The sequence below is a fragment of the Comamonas sp. 17RB genome, from assembly GCF_030056555.1.
In the GTDB taxonomy this organism is placed as follows: Bacteria; Pseudomonadota; Gammaproteobacteria; order Burkholderiales; family Burkholderiaceae_C; genus Comamonas; species Comamonas terrigena.
The window spans coordinates 23,217-46,259 of sequence record NZ_JASHHY010000009.1; the positions used below are offsets into that span (position 1 = coordinate 23,217).

Consider the following 23,043-nt stretch of genomic DNA (forward strand, 5'->3'; position numbering starts at 1 on the left):
TGCCTCACGTCAGCGGTTGGGGGGCGGTTGCCAGTGCCTCCTCGGTGAGGGTGGCAAACACCAGCCGCACTTCCAGCCCCTGTGCCTTGCCGGGCGGGGGCGACAGCAGTTCCAGCTGGGCGTTGTGCCGGTCGGCGATGCTGCGCACAATCGACATGCCCAGCCCATAGCCGATGTGGCGGGTGTCACCGCGCACATGGCGCTCCAGGATCTGCAGGCGCTGTGTCGCATCCAGGCCGGGGCCGTCGTCGCGCACGGCCAGGGCCGGTGGCTGGCGCAGCACGGTCAGCACCACCTCGCCGCTGGAATAGGTGAGGGCGTTGTCGATCAGGTTGCGCAGTGCAATCGCCAGCGTGTCCATGTCCCCTTGCACCCAGACCGGGGCCGCGTCCTCGGGCGGCTCCCAGTCCAGCCGGCGCTGGGCGCGGGGGTGCTGCCAGAATTCCTGGGCCATGGTGGTCGCCAGCTGCAGCAGGTCGACGGTGTGAAAGCGCGCCGTGTTCCCCGCTTCGGCGCGTGACAGCTGCAGCAGGCGCTCAGTCCGGTGGCTCAGGGTTTCCAGGGCGGTCAGGGCGGTCTGCGCCTCGCCCACGGCAATCTGCGTGCTGCCTTGCAGCTGGGCCTGCTCCACCGCCGTGTGCAGCCGCAGCCGCACGGAGGCCAGCGGGGTGCGCAACTCGTGCGCGGCATTGGCGGCCAGGGCGCGTTCCACATCCAGCGCCTGGTGCAGCCGGTCCATCAGCTGGTTCACGCCTTCGCCCACCTGGCGCAGTTCCAGCGGCAGGTCCTGCAGCACCAGGGGCTGCAGATTGCTGCTGCTGCGCTCGGTGATCTGCTGCTGCAGCCATTGCAAGCTGCGCAATTCCTTGCGCGCAATGTGGCGGATCAGGCCGGCCAGCACCGGCAGCATCAGCAGCAGCACGGTGATCAGTCCGGTCAACGTGCCGCTGCGGACTTCGGCACGTTCGCCCAGCGGGTCGGCCAGCTGCAGCCACAGATCATCCTGCGGGGTGTACAGCGTGTAGATGCGGTGTTCGATGGAGTTGTGAAATCCCGGTTTCAAGGGGGCATCGAACGGGGTGATGGGGGCGCCGCGCGAGCGCAGCAGCACCTTGCCGTCGGGGGTGCGCAGCTGCAGCAGCAGGGGTTCCGGGTGGTCATCTCCGGGCACTTCGCCCATGGTCAGAATACCCTGGCTGGGGCTGTCCGTATCGGCGCGTGACTGGCGGACGTCCAGCAGCGCCGGGTAGAGCTGGCGGTGGGCGCTTTCCACCAGTTCGGTGTCGAAGTTGTGCTGGATCTGGGAGTCCACATACCAGGCGACCAGGGCTGTTCCCAGCGCCCAGACGGTGATCACCGCCACCACCAGCGGGCGGGTCAGGCGGTAGGCCAGGCTGGCGGGCGCGGGCTTCATGCCACCGCCAGCCGGTAGCCCGTGCCGCGCACGGTCTGGATCAGGGGGCTTCCCAGCTTGCGGCGCAGCCGGCTGATGAACACCTCCAGGGTGTTGCTGTCCGAAGTGCTGTCCCATTGATAGAGTGCCTCCAGCAGCCGTTCGCGGGTGAAGGTCTGTTCCGGCCGGCTGGCCAGCACGCGGAGCAGGGCCCATTCCTTGGGGGTGAGCACCACCGGCAGGCTGTCGACCTTGACCACCTCGCGCGCCAGATCGATGCTGACCGGTCCGCGCTGCAGCACCGGGCTGGCCTGGGCACTGCGGCGGCGTTCGATGGCGCGCAACCGGGCCAGTAGCTCTTCGGGGTCATAGGGTTTGACCAGGTAGTCGTCAGCGCCGGTGTCCAGGCCGCGGATGCGGTCGCTGACCTGGTCGCGGGCGGTCACCACCACCACGGTGGGGGGATCGTCCCGTCTGGGCAGATGCTGCAGCAGTTCCAGCCCGTCGCCATCGGGCAGGTTCAGGTCCAGCAGGATGGTGGCGTAGTGGGTCACGGCCACCAGCGCGCGCGCGGCCGTCAGGTCGGGGGCCAGGTCCACCTTGAATTGCTTGCTGTGCAGATAGCCCAGCACCGCCTGGGCCAGGGCTGCATCGTCTTCCACCAACAGTATTCGCATGGTGCAGGATCATGAACGGAAAACACCAGTGTAGAGACGCTGGCCGCCCGTGTTGGAAAAGACGGCTTTGTACTGAAACTGAACGGAGTCTGAACAGAAGGTTCACTGCGGGTTCAGCTTGGGTACTTACCTTACGGGCCCATGCACAATATGTTCCCCGGCCGCGGCGATGCCATGCCTGCGGTGGCACTCCCCACATCCGATTCCGTTCCTGCCGATGCTGCACTGCCGCATGTCGGTCGCCGCTGGCGTTGGCCTGTGCTGCAGCTGTCTCCCCGCACTGTGGCCGGCGTGCTGGTGCTGTGGTGCACCTTGCTGCTGAACCAGGCCCTGTGGCAGAAGCTGGCGGGGCTGGCCGATTTCTCGGACCCCTGGATGCTGCGCCGGGCGGTGATGGCGGTGTTGGTGGGCTGCGCCACCTACCTGTGGTTCATGCTGTGGTCCTGGCCGCGCCTGCGCCGGGTCGCCTGGAGTGCCACCCTGGTGCTGGCTGCGGTGGTGCAGTACTACATGCTGCACTACGGCATGGTGATGGACAGCAGCATGGTGCGCAATGTAATGCAGACCAACTTCACCGAAGGTCTGGCGCTGTTCAGTCCGTTGATGCTGGTGCATGTGGCGGTGTATGCCGGTCTGCCGGTGCTGTGGCTGTACCGCGGGGTGCGCTGGCAGGAAGGCCGGGGGCGGCGTGCCTGGGTCCTGTCGGCATTGGCGGTGCTGCTGGCGCTGGGGACCCTGCTGGGCGGCGGCGTGGCCATGTACCGCGAACTGGCGCCGCTGATCCGCAACCACACGGAAATCCGCTTTCTGATCAACCCCCTGGCCACGGTGGTTTCGTTCGCGCAGGTCACGCTCAAACCCATTTTCAAACCGAACCGGCCGTTCCGTGCCATCACCGAAGGTGCCGCCCTGGGCAGCAGCTATGGTGCGGCATCTGCCGTGGCAGCTGCCACGCACAAGCCGCCGCTGCTGGTGCTGGTGGTGGGCGAAACCGCACGCGCCGACCACTTCGGCCTGAATGGCTACCCGCGCGACACCACGCCCGAGCTGGCTGGGCGCCAGGTCATCAACTGGCGCCAGGCCTGGTCCTGCGGCACCAACACGCTGGCATCGGTGCCCTGCATGTTCTCGCACCTGGGCAAGTCGGGCTACGAGGGCCGCAAGTTCGAATACGGCAATCTGATGGATGTGCTGCAGGCCGCCGGCCTGGGGGTGGACTGGCTGGACAACCAGTCCGGCTGCAAGGGCGTGTGCGACCGCATTCCCCATGCCCAGGCCGACCAGGTGGCCACGCCGGCCGAAGTCAAGCAATGGTGCAAGGACGGGGAGTGCCTGGACCAGCTGATGGTGGGCCTGCTGGACCAGCGCCTGCAGGCCCTGCCCGAGGCCGCACGCAGCAAGGGTGCGGTGCTGGTGCTGCACCAGATGGGCAGCCACGGCCCGGCATACTACCGCCGCTCCAGTGCGCAGACCAAGCAGTTCAAGCCGGAGTGCACCACGCACGTGACCTCGGACTGCAGCCATGCCGAACTGGTCAATGTGTATGACAACAGCATGCGTGAAACCGATCTGTTTCTGGCCAAGACCATCGACTGGCTGCAAAACAAGCAGGACCAGTACGCAACGGCGCTGATGTATGTGTCGGACCACGGCGAGTCCCTGGGCGAGAACGGTCTGTACCTGCATGGCCTGCCTTATGCGATCGCCCCTGACACGCAAAAGCATGTGCCCTGGGTGCTGTGGCCCGGCAGCCTGCAGGCGCGCACCGGCATGAAAGAGGCCTGCGCCCGCTCCGGAGCGGACCAGCGCATCACGCACGACAACTACTTCCACACCGTGCTGGGCATGCTGGATGTGCGCAGCCCGCTCTACAAGCCGGAGCTGGACATGCTGGCCACGTGCCGTTCCTGACGCCGCACGAAGGCGTGGCGGACCACACCACACCAAAGGGGGCTCTATCGCCCCCTTTTTTTGTTCCCGCTGCCCGCCCGTAATCAGCGATGCGGTGGGCGGGGCGGGGGCGCCGTTTAGGGCGTCGGAATGGCGCTGCCCGTGGCCGCATGGGCCTGGTAATACACGGCTGGCTGGCCGCAGGGACGCCCGGCCAGCGCCGCATTCAGGCGTTCCAGCATGGCCGATGTGGCAGGGGCCGGGGACGCATCGGCCCGCCAGTCCGGGCGCACAAATTGCACCCAGCCCACCCAGGCCAGCAGTTGCAGCAACTGGCTGACCGCGCCGGGCTGCTGGGCATACAGCGGCAGTTGCACCAGCTGGGCATAGCTTTGCGGGCCCTTCTGCAGCGCCGCCAGCAGCGGGGCCACATGTGCCATGGGCATCTGCACCGGACCGATGCGGGTGTCGAGCGTGAAGGCTGCCGGCAGAGGCGCCTGCAGCGAGGGTGCTGTCGGCAGCAGGGCGATGCGCTGTGCCAGCAAGGCGTGGCGGTGTGCGTCGGCAGACAGCACGTTGCCCTGGGGGTGCTGGCGCTGGTAGAGGTCGCGGCGCTGGTTCTGGTTGCGGGCAATGTCCTTGAAGGTTTCCTGGGCGGCCACGCTGCTGCCTTGCTGGCGCAGGCGGTTCAGCAGCGGCAGGGACTGTTCGGGCAGCGACGCACCGTCGATGTTTTCCAGCAGTGTGGCACTGCCGGCGTAGTCGCAGCCGACCCGCGCGAGATCGGTCATGACATCGGCCACGTGCAGGGACTCCCAGTGCGCGTTCAGGAATTCATGGGCGATGTAGCGGCGGTCCATACCGCGTAGCTGGCCCAGTTCCGCCGCAATGCGCGGATGTTCGCTGCAGTAGCCGGTGCCGGCTTCGGTCATCTTCTCCAGCAGCTCCAGGCCGGCATAGACCTTGTCCGTGGAGCCGCCGGCCATGCCTTGCGTGGCCAGGTGTGCCAGCTTTTGCGCAGCCGCCATGGAGGCGGAGCCGGGCTGGCTCATATAGGCCAGGTACAGCACGCCGCCGGGCTGCAGGTGGCGTTCCAGCAGCTGGCGCAGGGCGGCGCGGTGGTGGGCGCTGATCCAGGAGTACACCCCGTGGCTGACGATGAAATCACAGGGGGGCAATGCGGCATCGGCCGAATGCAGCGCGGCCTCAAAGCTCTGGCACACGAAGCGCACATTGGCCACGCCCACCGCCTGTGCCAGGGCCTGTGCCTGGGCGATGGCATCCGGGTTGAGGTCCAGACCGATGAAATGTCCCCGTGGGTTGGTGGCCGCCGCAATGACCGTGCTGATACCTGTGCCGCAGCCCAGTTCCAGCCAGGTGTAGGGCTGCTGCAGATCGGGTGTGCGGCGCCCCAGTGCCTGCAGGCTGCTGCACAGCCAGACGGGCATGAGCTCGCGGTGGAAGTAGTCGGGGTAGGCCACGTCGGTGACGTAGCCATCCAGGTGCGCGGCAGGGGATGTCATGGGGCGTCTGGGGGAAGAAACAATGCAAAAGCCTGCAGCCGGAGCTGCAGGCTTGATGGTGTCACAGCTGCGGGTGCACGGGTTGCCTGGGGAGGCCGGTCCATGCGCCCTGCAGTCTGCGACAAGCGCCGGGGCGCGCGGTTTAGAAGCGGCCGGTCAGCGACACGTAGTAGGCACGGCCCAGTTCGTTGTAGGTGGAGGCGCCTGCGGCAGAGTTGTTGGACTGGCGGTACAGGCGCTTGTCCGCCAGGTTGGTGATGCCGAAGTTCAGCGCATAGGCCTTGTTGATCTTGTACTGGGCGCCAATGCCGTACAGGGCGTAGGAGCTGATTTCCTGCAGCTGCGCGCCGGTGGAGGCCGCACCGCCGGTCTGGACGGTACGGGGTTCCTGGCGGCCGTAGAACGTGGCGTTCAGCTGGGTCGACCAGTTGCCGTTGATGGTCCAGTCCAGCGTGGAGTTCACGGTGTACTTGGGAATCACGGACAGCGGCTGGTCGTTTTCCTTGTTGTGGTTCTTCAGCATGTAGGTGAAGTTATTCACCAGCTTCAGCTTGCTGCCGTCCTTGCCATCCAGCGGCACGGTCAGGTTGCCTTCAAAGCCCTTGACGATGGCCTTGCTGGCATTCATCCACTGGTAGACCTGGGAGGTGCCGACCACGACTGGCGTGCCGTCGTTCATTTCGGCATAGATCTTGTCCTTGTAGTCGTTCTGGAAGTAGCTCAGGCTGGCGTCCAGACCGTTGTGGTTGGTGTACGCAACCCCCAGTTCCTTGTTGATGCTGGTTTCGGCCTGCAGATCGGGGTTGCCCACGATGTAGCAGCCACCGCCCAGATTGGGTGAGTTCACCGGGCAGCCCTGGCCCATGGTGAAGTACAGGTAGTTGTTGTTGGTCTGGTACAGATTGGGCGCCTTGAAGGCACGGGCGATACCGCCCTTGACCTGCCAGCTGTCGTTCAGCTGGTAGGTGGCATTCAGGCTGGGGCTCCAGTTGTTGCCCGACTGGCTGTGGTGGTCAAAACGCACACCCGGGGTCAGGATCAGGTTCTGGATGGGCTCGAAGTTGTCTTCCACGAACAGCGCAAAGTTCTGCGCATCGGACTTGCCGCTGCGGGTGCCTGCGCTGCCCACCAGGCCGCCGACGTTGTTGGCGCCCGTGCCCGTGCCCTGGCCCATGGCGGCAGCGTCATCCAGCTTTTCGTTGCGGTACTCGAAGCCCGTGGTCAGCATGTGGGTGGTGTTGCCCAGCTTCAGCGGGGTGTTCACTTCCCCGGACAGGAAGTAGTTGCCCAGCTTGGAGGTGACCTTGCTCGTGCCGCTGCTGATGGCGCCTTCCGGGCCGCCGGCCAGTGCCACGGGGTTTTGCCAGCGGCGGGTGTTTTCGTACTGGAAGATCAGGCGCGAGGTGCCCCAGTCCCATTTGCCGCGGTGGGTCACGCCCAGGGTGTTGCGGTTGGTGCGGTTGGTTTCCTGGCCCAGCAGCGATTCGCGGATGGCGGCGTTGGCGTCGATGCTGACGGCGGTCTCGCCAGCGTATTCATTGGTCTGGCGGCTGGCGCCCATTTCGAACTCCAGCACCTGCTGGGGCGTCAGGTCCCAGCGCAGCAAGGCGTTGATGTCCTTGTTCTTCACGCCTTCGCGGCCGGCAGGTGCCATTTCCGTGGTGGTGGCGGCAGTGCGGTTCAGGTCGGGGCTGTCGGCATCGCTGTGGGCCATGTTGCCGAACAGGCGGAAGGACAGGTTCTCGGCCAGCGGGCCGGACAGGTTGAAGCTGCTGCGCTTGGTGTCGCCTTCCTTGGAATCTTCCTGGAACTTGCCGTAGACGGTGACCGAGCCTTGCAGCTTGTCGGTGGGCTTCTTGGTGATGATGTTCACCACACCACCGGCGGCACCCGAACCGTAGCGTGCGGCCGCAGGGCCGCGGATGACTTCGATGCGCTCGATGGCTTCCACTGGCACCCAGTTGGAGTCGCCGCGGGTGTCGCGCTCGCCGCTGCGGCCCATCTTGGCGCCATTGCGCGATTGCACGGGCTTGCCGTCGATCAGGATCAGGGTGTTTTCCGGGCCCATGCCGCGCAGGTCGATCTGGCGGTTGTTGCCGTACTGGCCGGAGGCGGAGTTGCCTGTCAGGTTGACGCCCGGCATGGTGCGCACCAGCTCGGAAATGTCGTTGGCGGGAGCGCGTTCGGTCAGCTCTTCCTGGGTGATGACGGACACGCCCAAGGCCTGTTTGAGTTCTTCTTCGGCGGTGGCGCGGACCGTGGTTTCACCCAGCACGGTGTCGGTGGCGGCCTGGGCAGCGGTCAGATGGGCGGCCATCGCAATGGCGGAGAGGGCAAAAAGGCGGAAATTCAGTGAGCGGGACATGAAGCTGCAGTAAAGAATTCGTTAACAGGAATCGTTCTCATTACATTGTAGATACATGTTGTACGATCACGAATTGTTCTTGTTTGCGTTTTGTTGTTTTTTGCTCAAAAAAGCGTGCGAAATGACGGTGGATGCTGCAAGAAGTTGTGAATAGTCAACTTCATTGAAAGGAATGCCATGCTTGGAACCCCTCTGACTCCGTCGCGCCGCCACTGGTTGGCCGCTGCCCTTGCAGGGGCCTGCGGCTGGGGAATGGCTGCCGGAGCCTGGGCGGCCAGCCCCGCTGCGGCCCAGGCGCCCATCGCCATCGCGCATGCCAAGGGCGTGACCCAGGTGCCTGCTGCACCGCAGCGCGTGGTGGTGTTTGATCTGGGGGCGCTGGACACCATGCACACCCTGGGCCTGCCGGTGGCCGGGGTGCCCAAGGCGCAGTTTCCGGACTATCTGCAAGGCTATGCCGCTGCCCGCTATCCCGTGGCAGGCAGCCTGTTCGAGCCGGATTACGAGGCGCTGAGCCAGATCCGGCCGGATCTGATCATTGTGGGCGGCCGCTCCGCCGCCAAGTACGAGCTGCTGCGCAAGATCGCGCCCACGGTGGACTTCTCGGTCAATAGCCAGCAGATGCTGCAGGACATGGGGCGCAATGTGACGGCCCTCGCCAGCCTGTACGGCAAGCAGGCCCAGGGTCAGGCGCTGGTCGCCCGGATGCAGCAGGAGGTGGCGGGGTTGCGCCAGCTCTCCAGCCAGGCCGCGCCCGGGCTGCTGCTGATGGCGGTGAACGACAAGATCATGCCGCAGGCGCCGGGTTCGCGATTCGGCTTTCTGTTCGATGTGCTGGGCGCCCAGTCGGCCCTCACCGCGCAGCAGTTGCCGGCGCGCGGCATGGCCTATACCTTTGACGATGTAGCCAGGCTCAACCCGCAGTGGCTGTACGTGATCGACCGCAACACCGCCACCGGGCAGGCGGCCGGCGGCGGCGCCATCATTCCGTCGCAGCAGGTGTTCGACAACGCCCAGGTCAAGGGCACGGCGGCTGGCCAGAAAGGGCAGGTGGTGTTTCTGGACCCCAAGGGCTGGTATCTGATGGGCAGCACCGGCCCCACGGCCTTGCTGGGCAATGTGGCCCAGCTCAAGCAGGTCTACCAGGCAGCCGTCCGGTAAGCGGAGGTCACCTGGGGCGGGAAGGGGCGGTCCGGGCTATCAGCCGCCGCGGCCTTCCGCAGGGCCGCCGCTGCCGTGCGGAGCCTGGCCGGCACCGGCCTCGTCGTCGTGCAGCAGGTGCTCGCCGATCTGGCGCCAGGCCTTGGCGGCGTCATGCTGGCCGGCAAAGTGGTGGCAGCTGGCGGCCGTCATGGCAATGCGGCCGTTGCTGGGCTCCAGGTCGAAGGCCTTTTCGCACTGGGCAGCGGCATTGGCCCACATCACCGGCGCATTGGGTGATTCTTCCTTTTGCAGTGCATGGGCCTCGGCCATCCAGGCCTGGGCCAGACGGAAGGCTGCTTCGGCCTGCTCGGGGTCGGCCTGGTGGGCGCGGTAGAACTCCTTGCCGGCGGCCTGCCACAGGGCACGTGCCTGGGTGAAATCGGCGGTGGCAATGTGCTGGGCCTCGCGCACCAGCGCGTTGCCTGCTTCCATATGGGGGCGGTAACTGTCTTGAGACATGGGGGGCATTGTCGCCTGCCTTGGCATGCAGTGGGAGATGATGCGCACTTGATGTAGCACAGATATCTGGCATCTAGGCGACACCCGGTGTGGGCGATAGGCAGCATGTGCGCGCAAACGTGCGCCACCGCAGGCAGGGAACCAGATAATCGCCCGCATGCTGGAGCAGATTCGACGCAACCGACGCCTGGGCACCACGGTGCTCCTGCTGTGCGTTGCGCTCTGGCTGGTGGCGCTGTGGGCCGGGGTGCGCGTGCGCGCCATGCCCGGCCCGGCACCGGTGGCGGCCATGGCGCCTGTCAGCCTTGCCGAAGCCCATGGCACTGGCCATACCGGCGGCTCCCATAGTGTCCAGCAAGCCCACGACAGCCACGATAGGCACAGTGCGGCGGAGCCGGACGCAGGCACTGCATCCGAACCTGCGCATGAGCACGGCGGTCACCATGGTCCGGATTGCGTGCTGTGCATCGCCCTCAGTCCACCGGCCGCGGTGGCCGTGGTCGTCTACCGTCCGCCTGTGCCGCGCCAGGGACTGGGGTGGCACGCCCCGGCACGGGCGCCGCTTGCGCGCCTGGCCGCTGCGCCGCTGCCGGCACGCGGTCCGCCTGCAGCCCACCACGCTTGAGTGCGGCATGCCGTTGTGCATGCCGCGAACTTCCCCGTTTTGAAGCCCCGCCGACCGTGCCCGGTAGGTGCAGGCCGCATGGCCTGTGCCTACCGGGCACGGTCGGCGGCGGCGTGGATTTCGCATGCCAACTTATTCCGTTTTCCCCCGGGCCGCCGCTGCGCGTGCCCCGCAGTTCCGTTTCCGCTGGTCGCCCTGCGCCCTGGCCTGTGTGCTGGCTGGCATCTCCAGTGCCGCGGTGGCGGCCAACGCCAGCGACGCGGCGCAAGCGACCCCAGATGCCACTGGCCGCGCACTGGGCGAGGTGGTGGTCACTGCGGTGCACGACCATTCCCCCGTGCAGGTGGTGGCCGACCCCAAGCAGCCGCGCCAGCCGATTCCGGCCAGCGATGCGGCCGACTACCTCAAGACCATTCCCGGTTTTTCGGCCGTGCGCAGCGGCGGGTCGAACAGCGACCCGGTGTTCCGCGGCCAGTTCGGATCGCGTCTGCCGCTGCTGACCAACGGCACCAACCTGATCGGTGCCTGCCCGGCGCGCATGGATGCGCCCAGCTCCTATATTTCGCCGGAGACCTATGACCAGCTGACGGTGGTCAAGGGCCCGCAGACGGTGGTGTGGGGACCGGGTGCCTCGGCCGGGGTGGTGCGCTTTGACCGGCTGCCGCCCGAATTCTCCGAACCCGGCGCCCGTCTGTCTGCCAGCCTGCTGGGCGCCAGCGGCGGCCGCAATGACCAGACTGTGGACCTGGAGGCCGGCAACGCCCAGGTCTATCTGCGTGCCACCGCCAACCATTCCCATGGGCAGGATTACAAGGACGGCAATGGCCGCCGCGTGCCTTCCGGCTGGGACAAATGGAATACCGATGTGGCCGTGGGTTTCACCCCCGACGCCCACACCCTGCTGGAGCTGAGCGCCGGCGCGGGCGATGGTGAAGCACGCTACGGTGGCCGCAGCATGGACGGCACGCAATTCCGCCGCGACAGCTGGGGCCTGCGCTTTGAAAAGCAGCACCTCACGCCCTGGCTGGCCAAGCTGGAGGCCCAGGTCTACCGCAACCAGGCCGACCACGTGATGGACAACTACACGCTGCGCACGGCTCCCGCCACCGGCATGATGGCGGGCGGCATGGCCAGCAATGTGCGCCGCACCACCACCGGAGGCAGGGTGGCGGCGACACTGCTGCCGGCCGACGGTTGGCAGCTGGTCACCGGTTTTGACGCCCAGCGCAGCCCGCACGACAAGCGCAGCGGCACGCCCAGCCTGTCCTACGACACCCAGGCATGGACGCGGGATGCCAAGTTCGCCAACTGGGGCTGGTTTGCCGAACTGGGCTGGCAGGCCAGCGAGCGCACGCGCTGGGTGGGCGGGCTGCGCCTGGACCAGTCCGAGGCCTGGCGCTATCCCACCAGCAGCAGCGGCATGGGCGGAATGGGGGGCATGGGCGGCATGGCCGCCGCCACGGCCGACAATGACCGCGACCGCAGCGCCATGCCCAGCGGGTTTGTGCGCTGGGAGCAGCAACTGGCGTCCGGCGCCACGGTCTATGCCGGCCTGGGCCATGTGCAGCGCTTTCCGGATTACTGGGAACTGATCTCGCCCAGCAACAGCGCCGCCACGGCAGGCAATGCCTTTGCCAGCCTGAAGCCGGAAAAAACCACCCAGCTGGATGTGGGTGGGCAGTGGAAGGGCGAGGGCTGGCAGGCCTGGGCATCGGGCTATGCCGCCGTGGTGCAGGACTACATCCTGTTCGACTATGTGGGCATGGCCTCCAATGTGCGCAACGTCGACGCACGCCGTGCCGGCCTGGAGCTGGGAGGCAGCCGCCAGCTCAGCACCGCCTGGGCGGCGCAGGCCACGCTGGCCGGCACCTGGGCGCAGAACCGCAGCGATGGCCGGCCACTGCCGCAGACACCGCCGGTGGAGCTGCGCCTGGGGTTGGACTATGCCCAGGGACCCTGGACCGCCGGAGCGCTGTGGCGCCTGGTGGCGGCCCAGCACCGCGTGGCACAGGGCCAGGGCAATGTGGTGGGGCAGGATCTGGGGGCCAGCGCCGGGTTCGGCGTGCTGTCGCTCAACACCAGCTACCGTGTGAACCCGCAGCTCAAGCTGCTGCTGGGCGTGGACAACCTGTTCGACAAGGCCTATGCCGAGCACCTGAACCTGGCGGGCAATGCCGGCTTCGGTCTGCCCGGCAACACGCGCATCAACGAGACTGGCCGCACCTGGTGGTTGCGTGCCGACATGAAGTTCTGACGCTGCCTGCAAGGGCGGCACCAGGCGGTCCCCGCGTGCGTACGGCGGCCCGTGGTGACCCACGGTGGCCGTGCTGCACGGGGTTACGATCGGCCGTCCTTCTCTCTGACAGACCCGCCCATGGGCGGGGCTGTGTGCAAACTTCACCATGACATTCAGCGAACTTCTGGAGGCCGTGCGCGGCGCCTATACCGAGACCCTGTCCCAGGCCGTGCAGCAGCAGGCCTGCCATGTGGAGTCGGCCTTGCGCACGGCGGACGGTGCGCTGACCACCGAAGGGGAACTGGGCCTGCCTTGCCGGGTGGATGCCATCGTGCAGCAGGACGGCAGCAGCCTGACCGTGGATGCGCGCAGCCGTCTGCAGTTCGACCCGGTGCAGCTGCAACTGGCCGGCACGGCCGTGACCATGGTGCCGTTCACCTGGGACTGGCTGCAGTTGGAGGTGCAGGGTCTGGGCCGGGACCGGGTGGCGCATACGCTCCAGGACTGGTTCTGGCAGGGGTTCGACGCCGAAGACCAGAACGCCCTGGCGGCCGATGGCCTGTATGGCGTGCTGCATTTTCTGTCGGACCTGCAGCCGGCCGGCGAAGGCTGGCGCAGTGCGGTCGACCTGGGCTCCGCCCCGGCCGAGGCGCTGGAAGAGCTGCTGTGGCGGCTGTCCGATGCCGGGGCGACCCAGGTCACGCTGGGCTGAGATCGCCCGGGTCTGTGGGCAGCGGGCGCAGCGGCATATAAAGATGATTTGTTTATAAGTAAGTCGAAATTTATTCGTTTTCAGAATGAAGAGGGCTTTCTAGACTGGCTTCCAACGTCATCCGACCGCCAGAAAAAGGAAGCCCGCCATGTCTGCCGTCCTCGCCACCTACGATTTCTCCCGTCCCTCCCGCCTGCAGGAGGCCACGGTGCCGCCGCAGGACTTTGTGATCCGGCCGGCACCGGGTGCCGCAGGCAATCTGGGGGCGGAAGTGGTCGGGCTGGACCTGTCCCGTCCGCTGTCGGATGCCGACTTCGACCGCCTGCAGCAGGCGCACTGGCAGCACCATGTGCTGGTGTTCCGCGACCAGCGCATCACCCCGGCCCAGCAGGTGGCGTTCAGCCGCCGCTGGGGCCCGCTGCAGATCCATGTGCTGCGCCAGTTCCAGCTGGCGGGCTACCCCGAAATCCTGCAGGTCTCCAACATCCGTGACGCGCAAGGCCAGCCGGAAGGGCTGGGCGATGCCGGGCAGCTGTGGCATTCCGATCTGTCGTACAAGGAAAAGCCTTCTCTGGGCAGCCTGCTGCACGCGCAGGAGCTGCCCAGCGAAGGGGGGGACACCCTGTTTGCGGACCAGCATGCCGCCTATGACGCGCTGCCGCAGGCCGTCAAGCAGCGCCTGGAGGGGCTGCAGGCCGAACACAGCTACCTGCTGCACTACGAGACGCTGCGCGCCAAGAGCCCCTGGCGCCCGGCGCTGACGCAGGCGCAGGTCGATGAGGTCAAGCCCGCCGTCCACCCCGTGGTCCACACCCATCCTGGCAATGGCCGCAAGGCGCTGTTCGTCAGCGAGCATTTCACCAGCCGCGTGCTGGGCCTGACGGATGACGAAAGCCGCGATCTGCTGGACCAGCTGTTTGCCCACAGCGTGCAGCCGCAGTTTGTCTACCGCCACCAGTGGCAGCCGCACGACCTGGTGTTCTGGGACAACCGTTCGGTGCTGCACCTGGCCAGCGGCACGCCGGAACACCTGCGCCGCAAGCTCTACCGCACCACGGTGGAAGGCGATACGCCCGTGGCCTGATGCCGCGCACTGCCTGTGCTGCCCCGCAACGCTGCAGATGCCGCACCGCCGGGGAGCACTCTTGATTCCACCGCCCATGCTGCGCCATTGCGTGGTGTGAATGGGTTGCTTTGACGCTGCAGGAGCAGGTGTTGCTGCTGCTAACACTGCTCCGCAGCCTCCGTCTGGACTTCACCTTCACCATGAAAAAAATCTTTCACCTCCCTGCGCTGCGCCGTTCCGTGACCGGCACCCTGGCCGCCACTGCGGTGCTCGCCGCCGCCATGGCCGCACCTGCTGCCCATGCCAAGGAAGGCCAGTTGCGCATTGCCCAGCAGTTCGGCATCGTTTACCTGCTGCTGAACGTGGCGCAGGAGCAGAAGCTGATCGAAAAGCACGGCAAGAGCCGGGGCGTGGACATCAAGGTGGACTTTCTGCAGCTCTCCGGCGGCGCGGCCATCAACGATGCCCTGCTGTCCGGCAATGTGGACATCGCCGGCGCCGGCGTGGGCCCGCTGTTCACGCTGTGGGACCGCACCAAGGGCAAGCAGAACGTCAAGGGCGTGGCCTCGCTGGGCAACTTCCCCTACCTGCTGGTGAGCAACAACCCGGCCGTCAAGACCATTGCCGATTTCAGCGACAAGGACCGCATTGCGCTGCCGGCTGTGGGCGTGTCGGTGCAGTCGCGCATTCTGCAGCTGGCATCGGCCAAGCAATGGGGCGATGCGCAGTACAACAGGCTGGACCGGCTGCAGGTGGCCATTCCCCACCCCGAGGCGGCCGCGGCCATCATCAAGGGCGGCACGGAAATCACCGCCCACTTCGGTAATCCGCCGTTCCAGGAACAGGAGCTGGCCGCCAACCCGCAGGCGCGCGTGGTGCTGAACTCGTACGACGTGCAGGGCGGACCGGCCTCGTCCACCGTGCTCTACGCTACCGAGAAATTCCGCAACGACAGCCCCAAGACCTACCGCGCCTTCCTGGATGCACTGCACGAGGCGGCGCAATTCGTGCAGAAGAACCCGGAGCAGGCGGCCGACATCTACCTGAAGGTCACCGGCGGCAAGCAGGACCGCAAGCTGGTGCTGGACGTCATCCGCAGCCCGCAGGTGCAGTTCACCGTGCAGCCGCAGCGCACGCTGGCGCTGGGCCAGTTCCTGCAGCGTGTGGGCGCCATCAAGGCCACGCCGGCACAGCTGTCGGATTACTTCTTTGACGATCCCCGCGTGGCGGGCGGCAACTGACGCTGCGCCGGTTTCCGGGTTGGGAGAAATGACGATGACACGCTTTGCAGCGGTGCGCCAGCGCTTCTGGCAGCAACTGGCAGCCGAATGGGAAGGCCCGGCCGGGCTGATGGCCGGGGGCCACTGGCACACCGATCTGGCCGAAGCCGCGGCCGTGCCTGCCGCCGTCATGCCGTGGCCGACCCACACGGCGCCGGTGCACAGAACGGCGGTGGTGCAGGAGGCGGCTGCACCTGCCGCCGCTGCCGCAGGTGGAGCGTCGGCGCACGCAGAGCGCAGTCCCCAGCCGCTGCTGCAGGTGCAGGATGTGAGCCTGGTCTACGCCACCGCGCGGCAGCAGGTGCGGGCCACGCACCGGGTCAGCCTGGACGTGTTCGAAGGCGACCGCTTTGTGCTGCTGGGCGCTTCGGGCTGCGGCAAGAGCAGCCTGCTCAAGGCGCTGGGCGGCTTCATCACCCCAGCCGAAGGGCAGATCCTGCTGGACGGCCAGCCGGTGCACGGGCCCGGCCCGGACCGGGTGGTGGTGTTCCAGGAGTTTGACCAGCTGCCACCCTGGAAGACGGTGCGCGAGAACGTCATGTTCCCGCTGCTGGCCTCTGGCCAGCTGCCACGCGCAGCGGCACGCGAACGCGCCGATGCCGTGATCGCCAAGGTGGGCCTGGCGCAGTTTGCCGATGCGCACCCGCACCAGCTGTCCGGAGGCATGAAGCAGCGCGTGGCCATTGCCCGTGCGCTGGCCATGCAGCCGCGCGTGCTGCTGATGGACGAGCCTTTTGCCGCGCTGGATGCGCTGACCCGCCGCCGCATGCAGGAGGAACTGCTGGCGCTGTGGGAGGAGTTCCGCTTCACGCTGGTGTTTGTCACCCACTCGATCGAAGAGGCGCTGGTGGTGGGCAACCGGATTGCCATCCTCTCGCCCCATCCGGGTCGGGTGCGGGCCGAGGTCAACAGCCATGCCTTCGATCTGGCCAGCCAGGGCAGCGAAGCCTTCCAGGCCACGGCCCAGCGCATCCACCGTTTGCTGTTCGAGGCGCCGGCCGTGGCCGCTTCGCCCGCTGCCCCCGGTGCGCAGCCGCCGTCGGCGGCCCCGCCCGTGCGGGAGGCGCGCGATCTGGCGGACGGCCTGCAACCCACCTGGGCCACCATGCCCGTCAGCCTGTGAGCACGCCATGAGCACGATCACCGCCATCCCGGACCGGAACCCCCAGGGGGCCACCCAGCCGCCGGTGCGCCCGGAATACGAACGCGCGCTGGAGCCTCTGGGCACGGTCGCACCCACCCAGCCCCTGTCCTGGTTTGCCCGTCTGTGGCGACTGGCCGCCGTGCGCCGGGGGCTGATCCTGGCCGTGCTGGCGGCGCTGTGGCAGGCGCTGGCGCTGTGGCAGGACAACGATCTGCTGCTGCCCACGTTCACCGCCACGGTGCGCGCCTTGGTGGAAGGCTGGGCCAGCGGCGAACTGCTGGGCAAGGCCGTGGCTTCGCTGGTGGTGCTGGTGCAGGGCTATGCGCTGGGCATTGTTGGTGCGCTGGTGCTGACCACGCTGGCGGTGTCCACCCAGCTGGGGCGCGATCTGCTGACCACGCTGACCAGCATGTTCAACCCGTTGCCCGCGATTGCGCTGCTGCCGCTGGCGCTGCTGTGGTTCGGTCTGGGCCAGGGTAGCCTGCTGTTCGTGCTGGTGCATTCGGTGCTGTGGCCGCTGGCGCTGAACACCTATGCCGGCTTCCAGGCCGTGCCCGAGACGCTGCGCATGGCGGGGCGCAACTACGGCCTGTCCGGTGTGCGCTATGTGCTGCAGATCCTGATTCCGGCCGCGCTGCCGTCGATTCTGTCGGGCCTGAAGATCGCCTGGGCCTTTGCCTGGCGTACGCTGATTGCGGCCGAGCTGGTGTTCGGTGCCTCCTCCGGCAAAGGCGGACTGGGCTGGTACATCTTCCAGAACCGCAATGAGCTCTACACCGACAAGGTGTTTGCCGGCCTGCTCACCGTGATCGCCATCGGCCTGCTGGTCGAGACGCTGGGATTCCACACGCTGGAGCGCCTGACGGTGCGCAAATGGGGCGTGCAGCGCTGAGCACTGCCTGGGCGCCGGTCTCGCGGTTCGCCTGGGTGCGGCGCCGAAGGGTGTTGCCGGGGCAGTAGACGGCAGGTTCTGGCAGCATGCAGGGAGGTGCTGTGGGGCACCGCCTTCTGAAAGCCTGCTGCCATGACATTGCCACACCGTGTTTCCTCCATCGCCTGTGCATGGCTGCTTCTGGCATCGGCCGGGGTGCAGGCCCAGGTCCAGACCGCCTACCCCGATGCCGCGGCCAGTGACCCGGTCCGCATGGGGTGGATGGTGGGATCGCCGCCGCCCGCCGACCGCGTGCTGCGTTTTGACGATGGTTCGTACTTCCGCTTTCCGGCACTGCGCTGGAGCGTGGCCCATTTTCGCCAGCTGATGCCCACGGTGAATGTGTCGCGCGGGCTGGGAGCTCCTGTGGCGCTGCCGCGTGCGTTGCGCGGTGATATCGATGCGCTGCAGTTCCTCCCCCTGGGGTCCGACCAGCCCATGAGCTGGGAGCAGTCGCTGGCCGCCAATTACACCGACGGGATCGTGGTGCTGCACCGCGGCCGCGTGGTGTACGAGCGCTACTTCGGCGTGCTACAGCCCCAGGGCCAGCATGCGGCCATGTCGGTGACCAAGTCGTTCGTGGGCACCCTGGCCGCCATGCTGGCGGCCGAAGGCCGGCTGGACCCGGCACGCCGCGTGGCCGACTATGTGCCGGAGCTGGCGGCTTCCGCCTTCGGCAGCGCCACCGTGCGCCAGGTGATGGACATGACCACCGGCATCCGCTTCAGCGAAGACTATGCCGACCCCGAGGCCGAGGTCTGGGCCCATGCGGCCGCAGGCAACCCGCTGCCCAAGCCGGCGGACTACACCGGCCCGCGCAGCTATTACGAGTTTCTGCAGACGGTGCAGCCACAGGGCACGCATGGTGCGGCCTTTGGCTACCGCACAGCCAATACCGACGCCCTGGGCTGGGTGCTGGCGCGGGTTTCCGGGCAGTCGGTGGCCGAGCTGCTGTCCGACCGCATCTGGAGCAGGTTGGGCACCGAGCAGGATGCCTATATGACGGTGGACGCCACCGGCACGCCCTTTGCCGGCGGTGGCCTGAACCTGGGCCTGCGCGACATGGCCCGGTTCGGTGAGATGCTGCGCAATGGCGGGGTGTTCCAGGGCCGGCGCATTCTGCCGGCTGCGGCGGTGGCCGACATCCGCCGCGGCGGCAATCCGGCCGATTTCGCCCAGGCCGGCTACAGCCAGCTGCCCGGCTGGTCGTACCGGAACATGTGGTGGTTGACGCACAACGCCCACGGTGCCTTTGCCGCGCGCGGCGTGCACGGCCAGACCCTCTACATCGATCCCAAAGCCGAGATGGTGATTGCGCGGTTTGCATCACACCCGGTGGCCGGCAATGCGGCCAACGACGCCACCTCGCTGCCGGCCTACCACGCGCTGGCGCTGCACCTGATGCGCTCCGGCAAGGTGCCCTAAGGCGGCGTAGCGGGCGTCAGGCCATCTGGCTGATGGTCTTGCGAAAGCGCGCGAGGGACAGGGCGAACAGGGCGGCGCCGATCACGGCCAGTGCGGCAAACGGCTTCCACACCACGTCCAGGCCCGCGCCGCGATAGAGGATGGCCTGGCCCAGTTCCACAAAGTGCGTGGTGGGCGCCAGCAGCATGATGTCCTGCACCAGCTGGGGCATGGATTCGCGTGGGGTCATGCCGCCGGACAGCAGCTGCAGCGGCAGCAGCGTCAGCACCATCAGCAGGCCGAACTGGGGCATGGAGCGTGCCACCGTGGCCATGAAGATGCCCATGGCCGTGGTGGCAAACAGGCACAGCGCCGCACCGGCCATGAACAGCGGAATGCTGCCCTCGATCGGCACCTGCAAAAAGCCGCGCACCACCAGATTGAGCGACACCCCGGCTGCTACCAGCACCACCGCCCCCATGGACCAGACCTTGGCCAGCATGATCTCGGTGGGGGTGACGGGCATCACCAGCAGGTGTTCGATGGTGCCGTGCTCGCGCTCGCGGATCAGGGCCGCGCCGGTCAGGATGATGGACAGCATGGTCACGTTGTTGATGATCTGCATCAGCCCGCCGAACCAGACCTTGTTCAGCGACGGGTTGAAGCGCGCACGCAGCTCCAGGTCCACCGGCAGCGTGCTGGCCGAGCGGTGGCGCTGGGTGAATTCAGTGATTTCGGCGGTGACGATCTGCTGGATGTAGCCGCTGCCGGAAAATGCCTGGCTCATGCGGGTGGCGTCCACATTCAGCTGCAGCTCGGCCTTCTTGCCGGCCAGCACGTCGCGCTGGAACCCGGGGGGAATGGTCAGGGCAAAGGTGAAGCGGCCGGCATCCATGCCGGGGTCGACCTGCTGCCATTCCAGCATCTGCGGCGGCATGAACTGCGGCGGATAGAAGGCCGAGCTGATGCGGGCCGACAGCGGCGACTGGTCCTGGTCCACGATGGCGATGGGCGCGTGGTGCAAGGTCTCGGGCATGGCCGAGGCGGAGGTGTAGACCGAGGCGGTGAAGGTGTAGACGATGAGCACCAGCATCACCGGGTCGCGCCACAGGCTCCACAGTTCCTTGACGCCCAGGCGCCAGATGTTCTTCAGGCTATGCAGCATGGCATGGCTCCCCCTGCATGGTTGGGTGGTTCGTGCGGGGCGCCCGGCCCGCAGGCGGGATGCCTGGGGCGGCCCCGGTTGCATGCCCGGCCCCCTTGTACCAACGGCAGCGCGCCGGCGCCGCTCCGCCGCGATCCGGCCCTCGCCCTGTCCTCGCGCAGCGAGCGCGTGGGGAGAAGGGGGGCAGCGACGCAGGGCGGTGTTCCATCATTTTTCCTGCTTGGGCAGCGCCCAGATGGCAATGCCCATGATCACAGGGATGGCCAGCAGCAGCGGCACATAGGCGCTGGCCAGGTCGTGCAGGCCCAGGGCCTTGCTGAACACGCCCCGGCTGATGGCGAACATGTGGGTGGCGGGGTAGATCTCGCCAATCCAGCGGCCCGCGCCTTCCAGCGAGCTGACCGGGTCGGTCAGGCCCGAGAACTGCGTGGCCGGAATCAGGGTGCCCAGCATGGCAAAGAACAGGGCGGCGATCTGGCTGCGCGTGACGGCCGAGGCCAGCAGCCCCATGCCGGTGGCGATGATGGCAAACAGCACGGCGGCCAGCGTCAATGCCACAAAGCTGCCGGTCATGGGCACGCCAAAGGCGAACACCGCCATGGCGCACATCAGCAGGTAGTTCAGCAGCGCCAGGGCCACATAGGGCAGTTGCTTGCCCAGCAGGAATTCCGTGCGGGTCACGGGTGTCACGTACAGGTTGACGATGGAGCCCAGCTCTTTTTCACGCACCACGGCCAGGGCGGTGAGCATGGCGGGGAACATCAGCAGCAGCATGGGAATCACGGCGGGCACCATGGCCGGCAGGCTCTTCACGTCCGGGTTGTAGCGAAAGCGGGTCTCGATGGAAACCTGGCTGCCCATGCTGACCCCCGTGCGCTCGCGCACCTGCTGGGCCAGCCAGTGCTGGTGCATGCCCTGCACATAGCCTTTGACGGTCTCGCCGCGCTGGGGCATGGCGCCGTCGAACCAGGCGCCCACGGCCACCGGGCTGCCGCGCAGCACGTCGCGGCCAAAGCCCGGCGGGATCTCGATGGCCAGTGCGATGGCGCCGCTGCGCATGCGCTGGTCCAGGTCTTCGTAGGAGGTCAGCGGTGGCTGCTCGATGAAGTAGCGCGAACCCGACAGGCTTTGCGTGTAACTCTGGCTCAGCGTGCTCTGGTCGCGGTCCAGCACGGCGAACTTCAGGTCCTCCACGTCCATGCTGATGCCAAAGCCGATCACCACCATCAGCACCAGCGATCCCACCAGGGCCAGCGTGGCACGCACCGGGTCGCGCTGCAGCTCCAGCGATTCGCGCCACAGGTAGCTCCACAGGCGCTGCAGGCTGAAGCGGGGAGGGGCCTTGCCGGCATCCGGTGCCGTGGCGGCCGGGGTGGCCGTCGAAGGGGCGGCGTCCTTGGCGGCGTCGAGCTGCGGCGCCGCCTCGCCCGAGGCTTCGACCAGATAGCCGATGAAGGCCTCTTCCAGGGTGGCTGCGCCGCGTTTGGCGGTCAGCGCGGCGGGCGTGTCGCTGTCCAGCACCTTGCCGGCGTGCATCATCGACATGCGGTCGCAGCGTGCGGCCTCGTTCATGAAGTGGGTGGAGATGAAGATGGTCACGCGGTCGCGGCGCGACAGCTCCACCAGCAGGCGCCAGAACTGGTCGCGCGCCACCGGGTCCACACCCGAGGTGGGCTCGTCCAGGATCAGCAGTTCGGGCCGGTGCACCATGGCCACGGCCAGCGACAGGCGCTGGCGCAGGCCCAGGGGCAGCTTGTCGGGCAGGTCCTGGCGCTCTCCGGTCAGGCCGAAACGCTCCAGCATCTCCTGCACGCGTGCCGGCACATCGGCTTCGGGTACGTGGAACAGCCGGGCGTGCAGCACCAGGTTCTGTTCCACCGTCAGCTCTCCATAGAGCGAAAACGCCTGCGACATATAGCCCACGCGCTTGCGCGTGGCGATGTCGTTGGGATTGACGGCCTTGCCGAACAGCCAGGCCTGGCCTTCGCTGGCCGGCATCAGGCCGGTCAGCATCTTCATGGTGGTGGATTTGCCGCAGCCGTTGGAGCCGAGAAAGCCAAAGATCTCGCCCCGGCGGATGCGGAAATTCACATGGTCCACGGCGACAAAGTCGCCAAAGCGCATGGTCAGGTCCTTGGCCTCGATGGCGATGTCTTCTGCGCCGCCGGTGCCGGCGGGCAGCGGGGGAATCACCACTTCGGCGTGGCCGCGTTTCTTGGCTTCGGGCAGCAGGGCGATGAAGGCCGCCTCCAGCGACTGTGTGGCGGTGCGTGCCAGCAGCTCGGCCGGTGTACCGGTGTCCAGCACCAGGCCGTCGTCCATGGCCACCAGCCAGTCAAAGCGCTGGGCCTCGTCCATATAGGCCGTGGCCACCAGCACGCTCATCTGCGGGCGGGTGGTGCGGATGCGCTGGATCAGGTCCCAGAACTGGGCGCGGGCCAGCGGGTCGACGCCGGTGGTGGGCTCGTCCAGGATCAGCAGGTCCGGGTCGTGGATCAGCGCGCAGCACAGCCCCAGCTTCTGCTTCATGCCGCCCGACAGCTTGCCGGCCGGGCGCTGCAGGAATTTCTTCAGGCCGGTGCTCTGCGTCAGATCGTCGATGCGGGCGCGGCGCTCGGCCGCATCGTGGCCGAACAGGCGACCGAAGAACTGCAGGTTCTCTTCCACCGACAGCGTGGGGTACAGGTTCTTGCCCAGGCCCTGGGGCATGTAGGCGATGCGGGGGCAGACGCGGTCGCGGTGCGCCTTGCTGCGCATGTCGCCGCCCAGCGCCCAGACTTCGCCCTGCTGCACCGCGCGGGCGCCCGACAGCAGCGACAGCAGGCTGGACTTGCCCACGCCGTCCGGGCCGATCAGGCCCACCATGCCGCCCGCGGGAATGTCCAGCGTGATGCCACGCAGGGCCTCGGTGGCGCCATAGCGCAGGTGCACATCCTGCAGCCGGGCCGCAGGCGGGGCGGAGAGGGAGAT

The 23,043-nt window shown here is 67.3% G+C and carries 17 protein-coding genes; 10 read left to right on the plus strand and 7 right to left on the minus strand.

Going from position 1 to position 23,043, the window contains the following annotated elements; translation table 11 throughout:
- Nucleotides 1-4: 4 nt before the first annotated feature.
- Together QM470_RS16425 and QM470_RS16430 are read right to left on the minus strand one after the other, a co-directional pair.
- Nucleotides 5-1,414 carry an ATP-binding protein gene (locus QM470_RS16425; protein ID WP_283339986.1) on the minus strand — a complete coding sequence of 470 codons (1,410 nt, stop codon included), beginning with the start codon at nt 1,412-1,414 and terminating at the stop codon, nt 5-7.
- Nucleotides 1,411-2,070, minus strand: a complete 660-nt coding sequence (locus QM470_RS16430) for a response regulator (protein WP_283339987.1) — start codon at nt 2,068-2,070, stop codon at nt 1,411-1,413. The genes QM470_RS16425 and QM470_RS16430 overlap by 4 nt, the downstream gene beginning before the upstream one ends.
- 141 nt (nt 2,071-2,211) lie before the next feature.
- Here QM470_RS16430 and QM470_RS16435 point away from each other — a divergent pair, with 141 nt between their 5' ends.
- Nucleotides 2,212-3,981, plus strand: a complete 1,770-nt coding sequence (locus QM470_RS16435; protein ID WP_283339989.1) for a phosphoethanolamine transferase — start codon at nt 2,212-2,214, stop codon at nt 3,979-3,981.
- A gap of 116 nt (nt 3,982-4,097) precedes the next feature.
- Here QM470_RS16435 and QM470_RS16440 read toward each other — a convergent pair whose 3' ends face one another.
- Complete coding sequence (locus QM470_RS16440; protein ID WP_283339991.1) at nt 4,098-5,483, minus strand: class I SAM-dependent methyltransferase; 1,386 nt, start codon at nt 5,481-5,483, stop codon at nt 4,098-4,100.
- Between the two features lie 142 nt (nt 5,484-5,625).
- Complete coding sequence (locus QM470_RS16445) at nt 5,626-7,848, minus strand: FepA family TonB-dependent siderophore receptor (RefSeq protein ID WP_283339992.1); 2,223 nt, start codon at nt 7,846-7,848, stop codon at nt 5,626-5,628.
- 177 nt (nt 7,849-8,025) lie between these two features.
- On the opposite strand from QM470_RS16445, the gene QM470_RS16450 reads away from it, so the two are divergent.
- Entirely contained in the window at nt 8,026-9,009 is a 984-nt protein-coding gene (locus QM470_RS16450; protein ID WP_283339993.1) for a siderophore ABC transporter substrate-binding protein, read from the plus strand.
- A 39-nt stretch (nt 9,010-9,048) separates the two neighbouring features.
- On the opposite strand, the gene QM470_RS16455 is transcribed toward QM470_RS16450, so the two are convergent.
- The gene (locus QM470_RS16455; protein ID WP_283339994.1) at nt 9,049-9,510 is read right to left on the minus strand and encodes a hypothetical protein; all 462 of its coding nucleotides are present in this window, start codon (nt 9,508-9,510) and stop codon (nt 9,049-9,051) included.
- 157 nt (nt 9,511-9,667) lie between these two features.
- Between QM470_RS16455 and QM470_RS16460 the strand changes: the two genes are divergently transcribed.
- From QM470_RS16460 to QM470_RS16495, 8 genes are all read left to right on the plus strand, one after another.
- Nucleotides 9,668-10,135: a hypothetical protein gene (locus QM470_RS16460; protein WP_283339995.1), complete on the plus strand. Its 468-nt coding sequence runs from the start codon at nt 9,668-9,670 to the stop codon at nt 10,133-10,135.
- 124 nt (nt 10,136-10,259) lie between these two features.
- Nucleotides 10,260-12,389 carry a TonB-dependent copper receptor gene (locus QM470_RS16465; RefSeq protein WP_283339996.1) on the plus strand — a complete coding sequence of 710 codons (2,130 nt, stop codon included), beginning with the start codon at nt 10,260-10,262 and terminating at the stop codon, nt 12,387-12,389.
- A 148-nt stretch (nt 12,390-12,537) separates the two neighbouring features.
- Nucleotides 12,538-13,083: a hypothetical protein gene (locus QM470_RS16470; protein ID WP_283339997.1), complete on the plus strand. Its 546-nt coding sequence runs from the start codon at nt 12,538-12,540 to the stop codon at nt 13,081-13,083.
- A gap of 148 nt (nt 13,084-13,231) precedes the next feature.
- Nucleotides 13,232-14,167, plus strand: coding sequence for a TauD/TfdA dioxygenase family protein (locus tag QM470_RS16475; protein ID WP_283339999.1), 936 nt, complete (start codon nt 13,232-13,234; stop codon nt 14,165-14,167).
- 263 nt (nt 14,168-14,430) lie between these two features.
- Nucleotides 14,431-15,390, plus strand: coding sequence for an ABC transporter substrate-binding protein (locus tag QM470_RS16480; protein WP_098066295.1), 960 nt, complete (start codon nt 14,431-14,433; stop codon nt 15,388-15,390).
- Nucleotides 15,391-15,559: 169 nt separating this feature from the next.
- Nucleotides 15,560-16,552, plus strand: coding sequence for an ABC transporter ATP-binding protein (locus tag QM470_RS16485; protein WP_283340168.1), 993 nt, complete (start codon nt 15,560-15,562; stop codon nt 16,550-16,552).
- 7 nt (nt 16,553-16,559) lie between these two features.
- Nucleotides 16,560-17,465, plus strand: a complete 906-nt coding sequence (locus QM470_RS16490) for an ABC transporter permease (protein WP_283340000.1) — start codon at nt 16,560-16,562, stop codon at nt 17,463-17,465.
- Between the two features lie 132 nt (nt 17,466-17,597).
- A complete protein-coding gene (locus QM470_RS16495) occupies nt 17,598-18,929 on the plus strand; it encodes a serine hydrolase domain-containing protein (protein ID WP_283340001.1) in 1,332 nt (443 codons plus the stop codon).
- 16 nt (nt 18,930-18,945) lie between these two features.
- Here the strand turns inward: QM470_RS16495 and QM470_RS16500 are convergent, their stop codons facing one another.
- Both QM470_RS16500 and rbbA read right to left on the minus strand, forming a co-directional pair.
- Nucleotides 18,946-20,073, minus strand: coding sequence for an ABC transporter permease (locus QM470_RS16500; RefSeq protein ID WP_280013524.1), 1,128 nt, complete (start codon nt 20,071-20,073; stop codon nt 18,946-18,948).
- 207 nt (nt 20,074-20,280) lie between these two features.
- Nucleotides 20,281-23,043, minus strand: a complete 2,763-nt coding sequence (rbbA, locus tag QM470_RS16505; RefSeq protein ID WP_502846853.1) for a ribosome-associated ATPase/putative transporter RbbA — start codon at nt 23,041-23,043, stop codon at nt 20,281-20,283.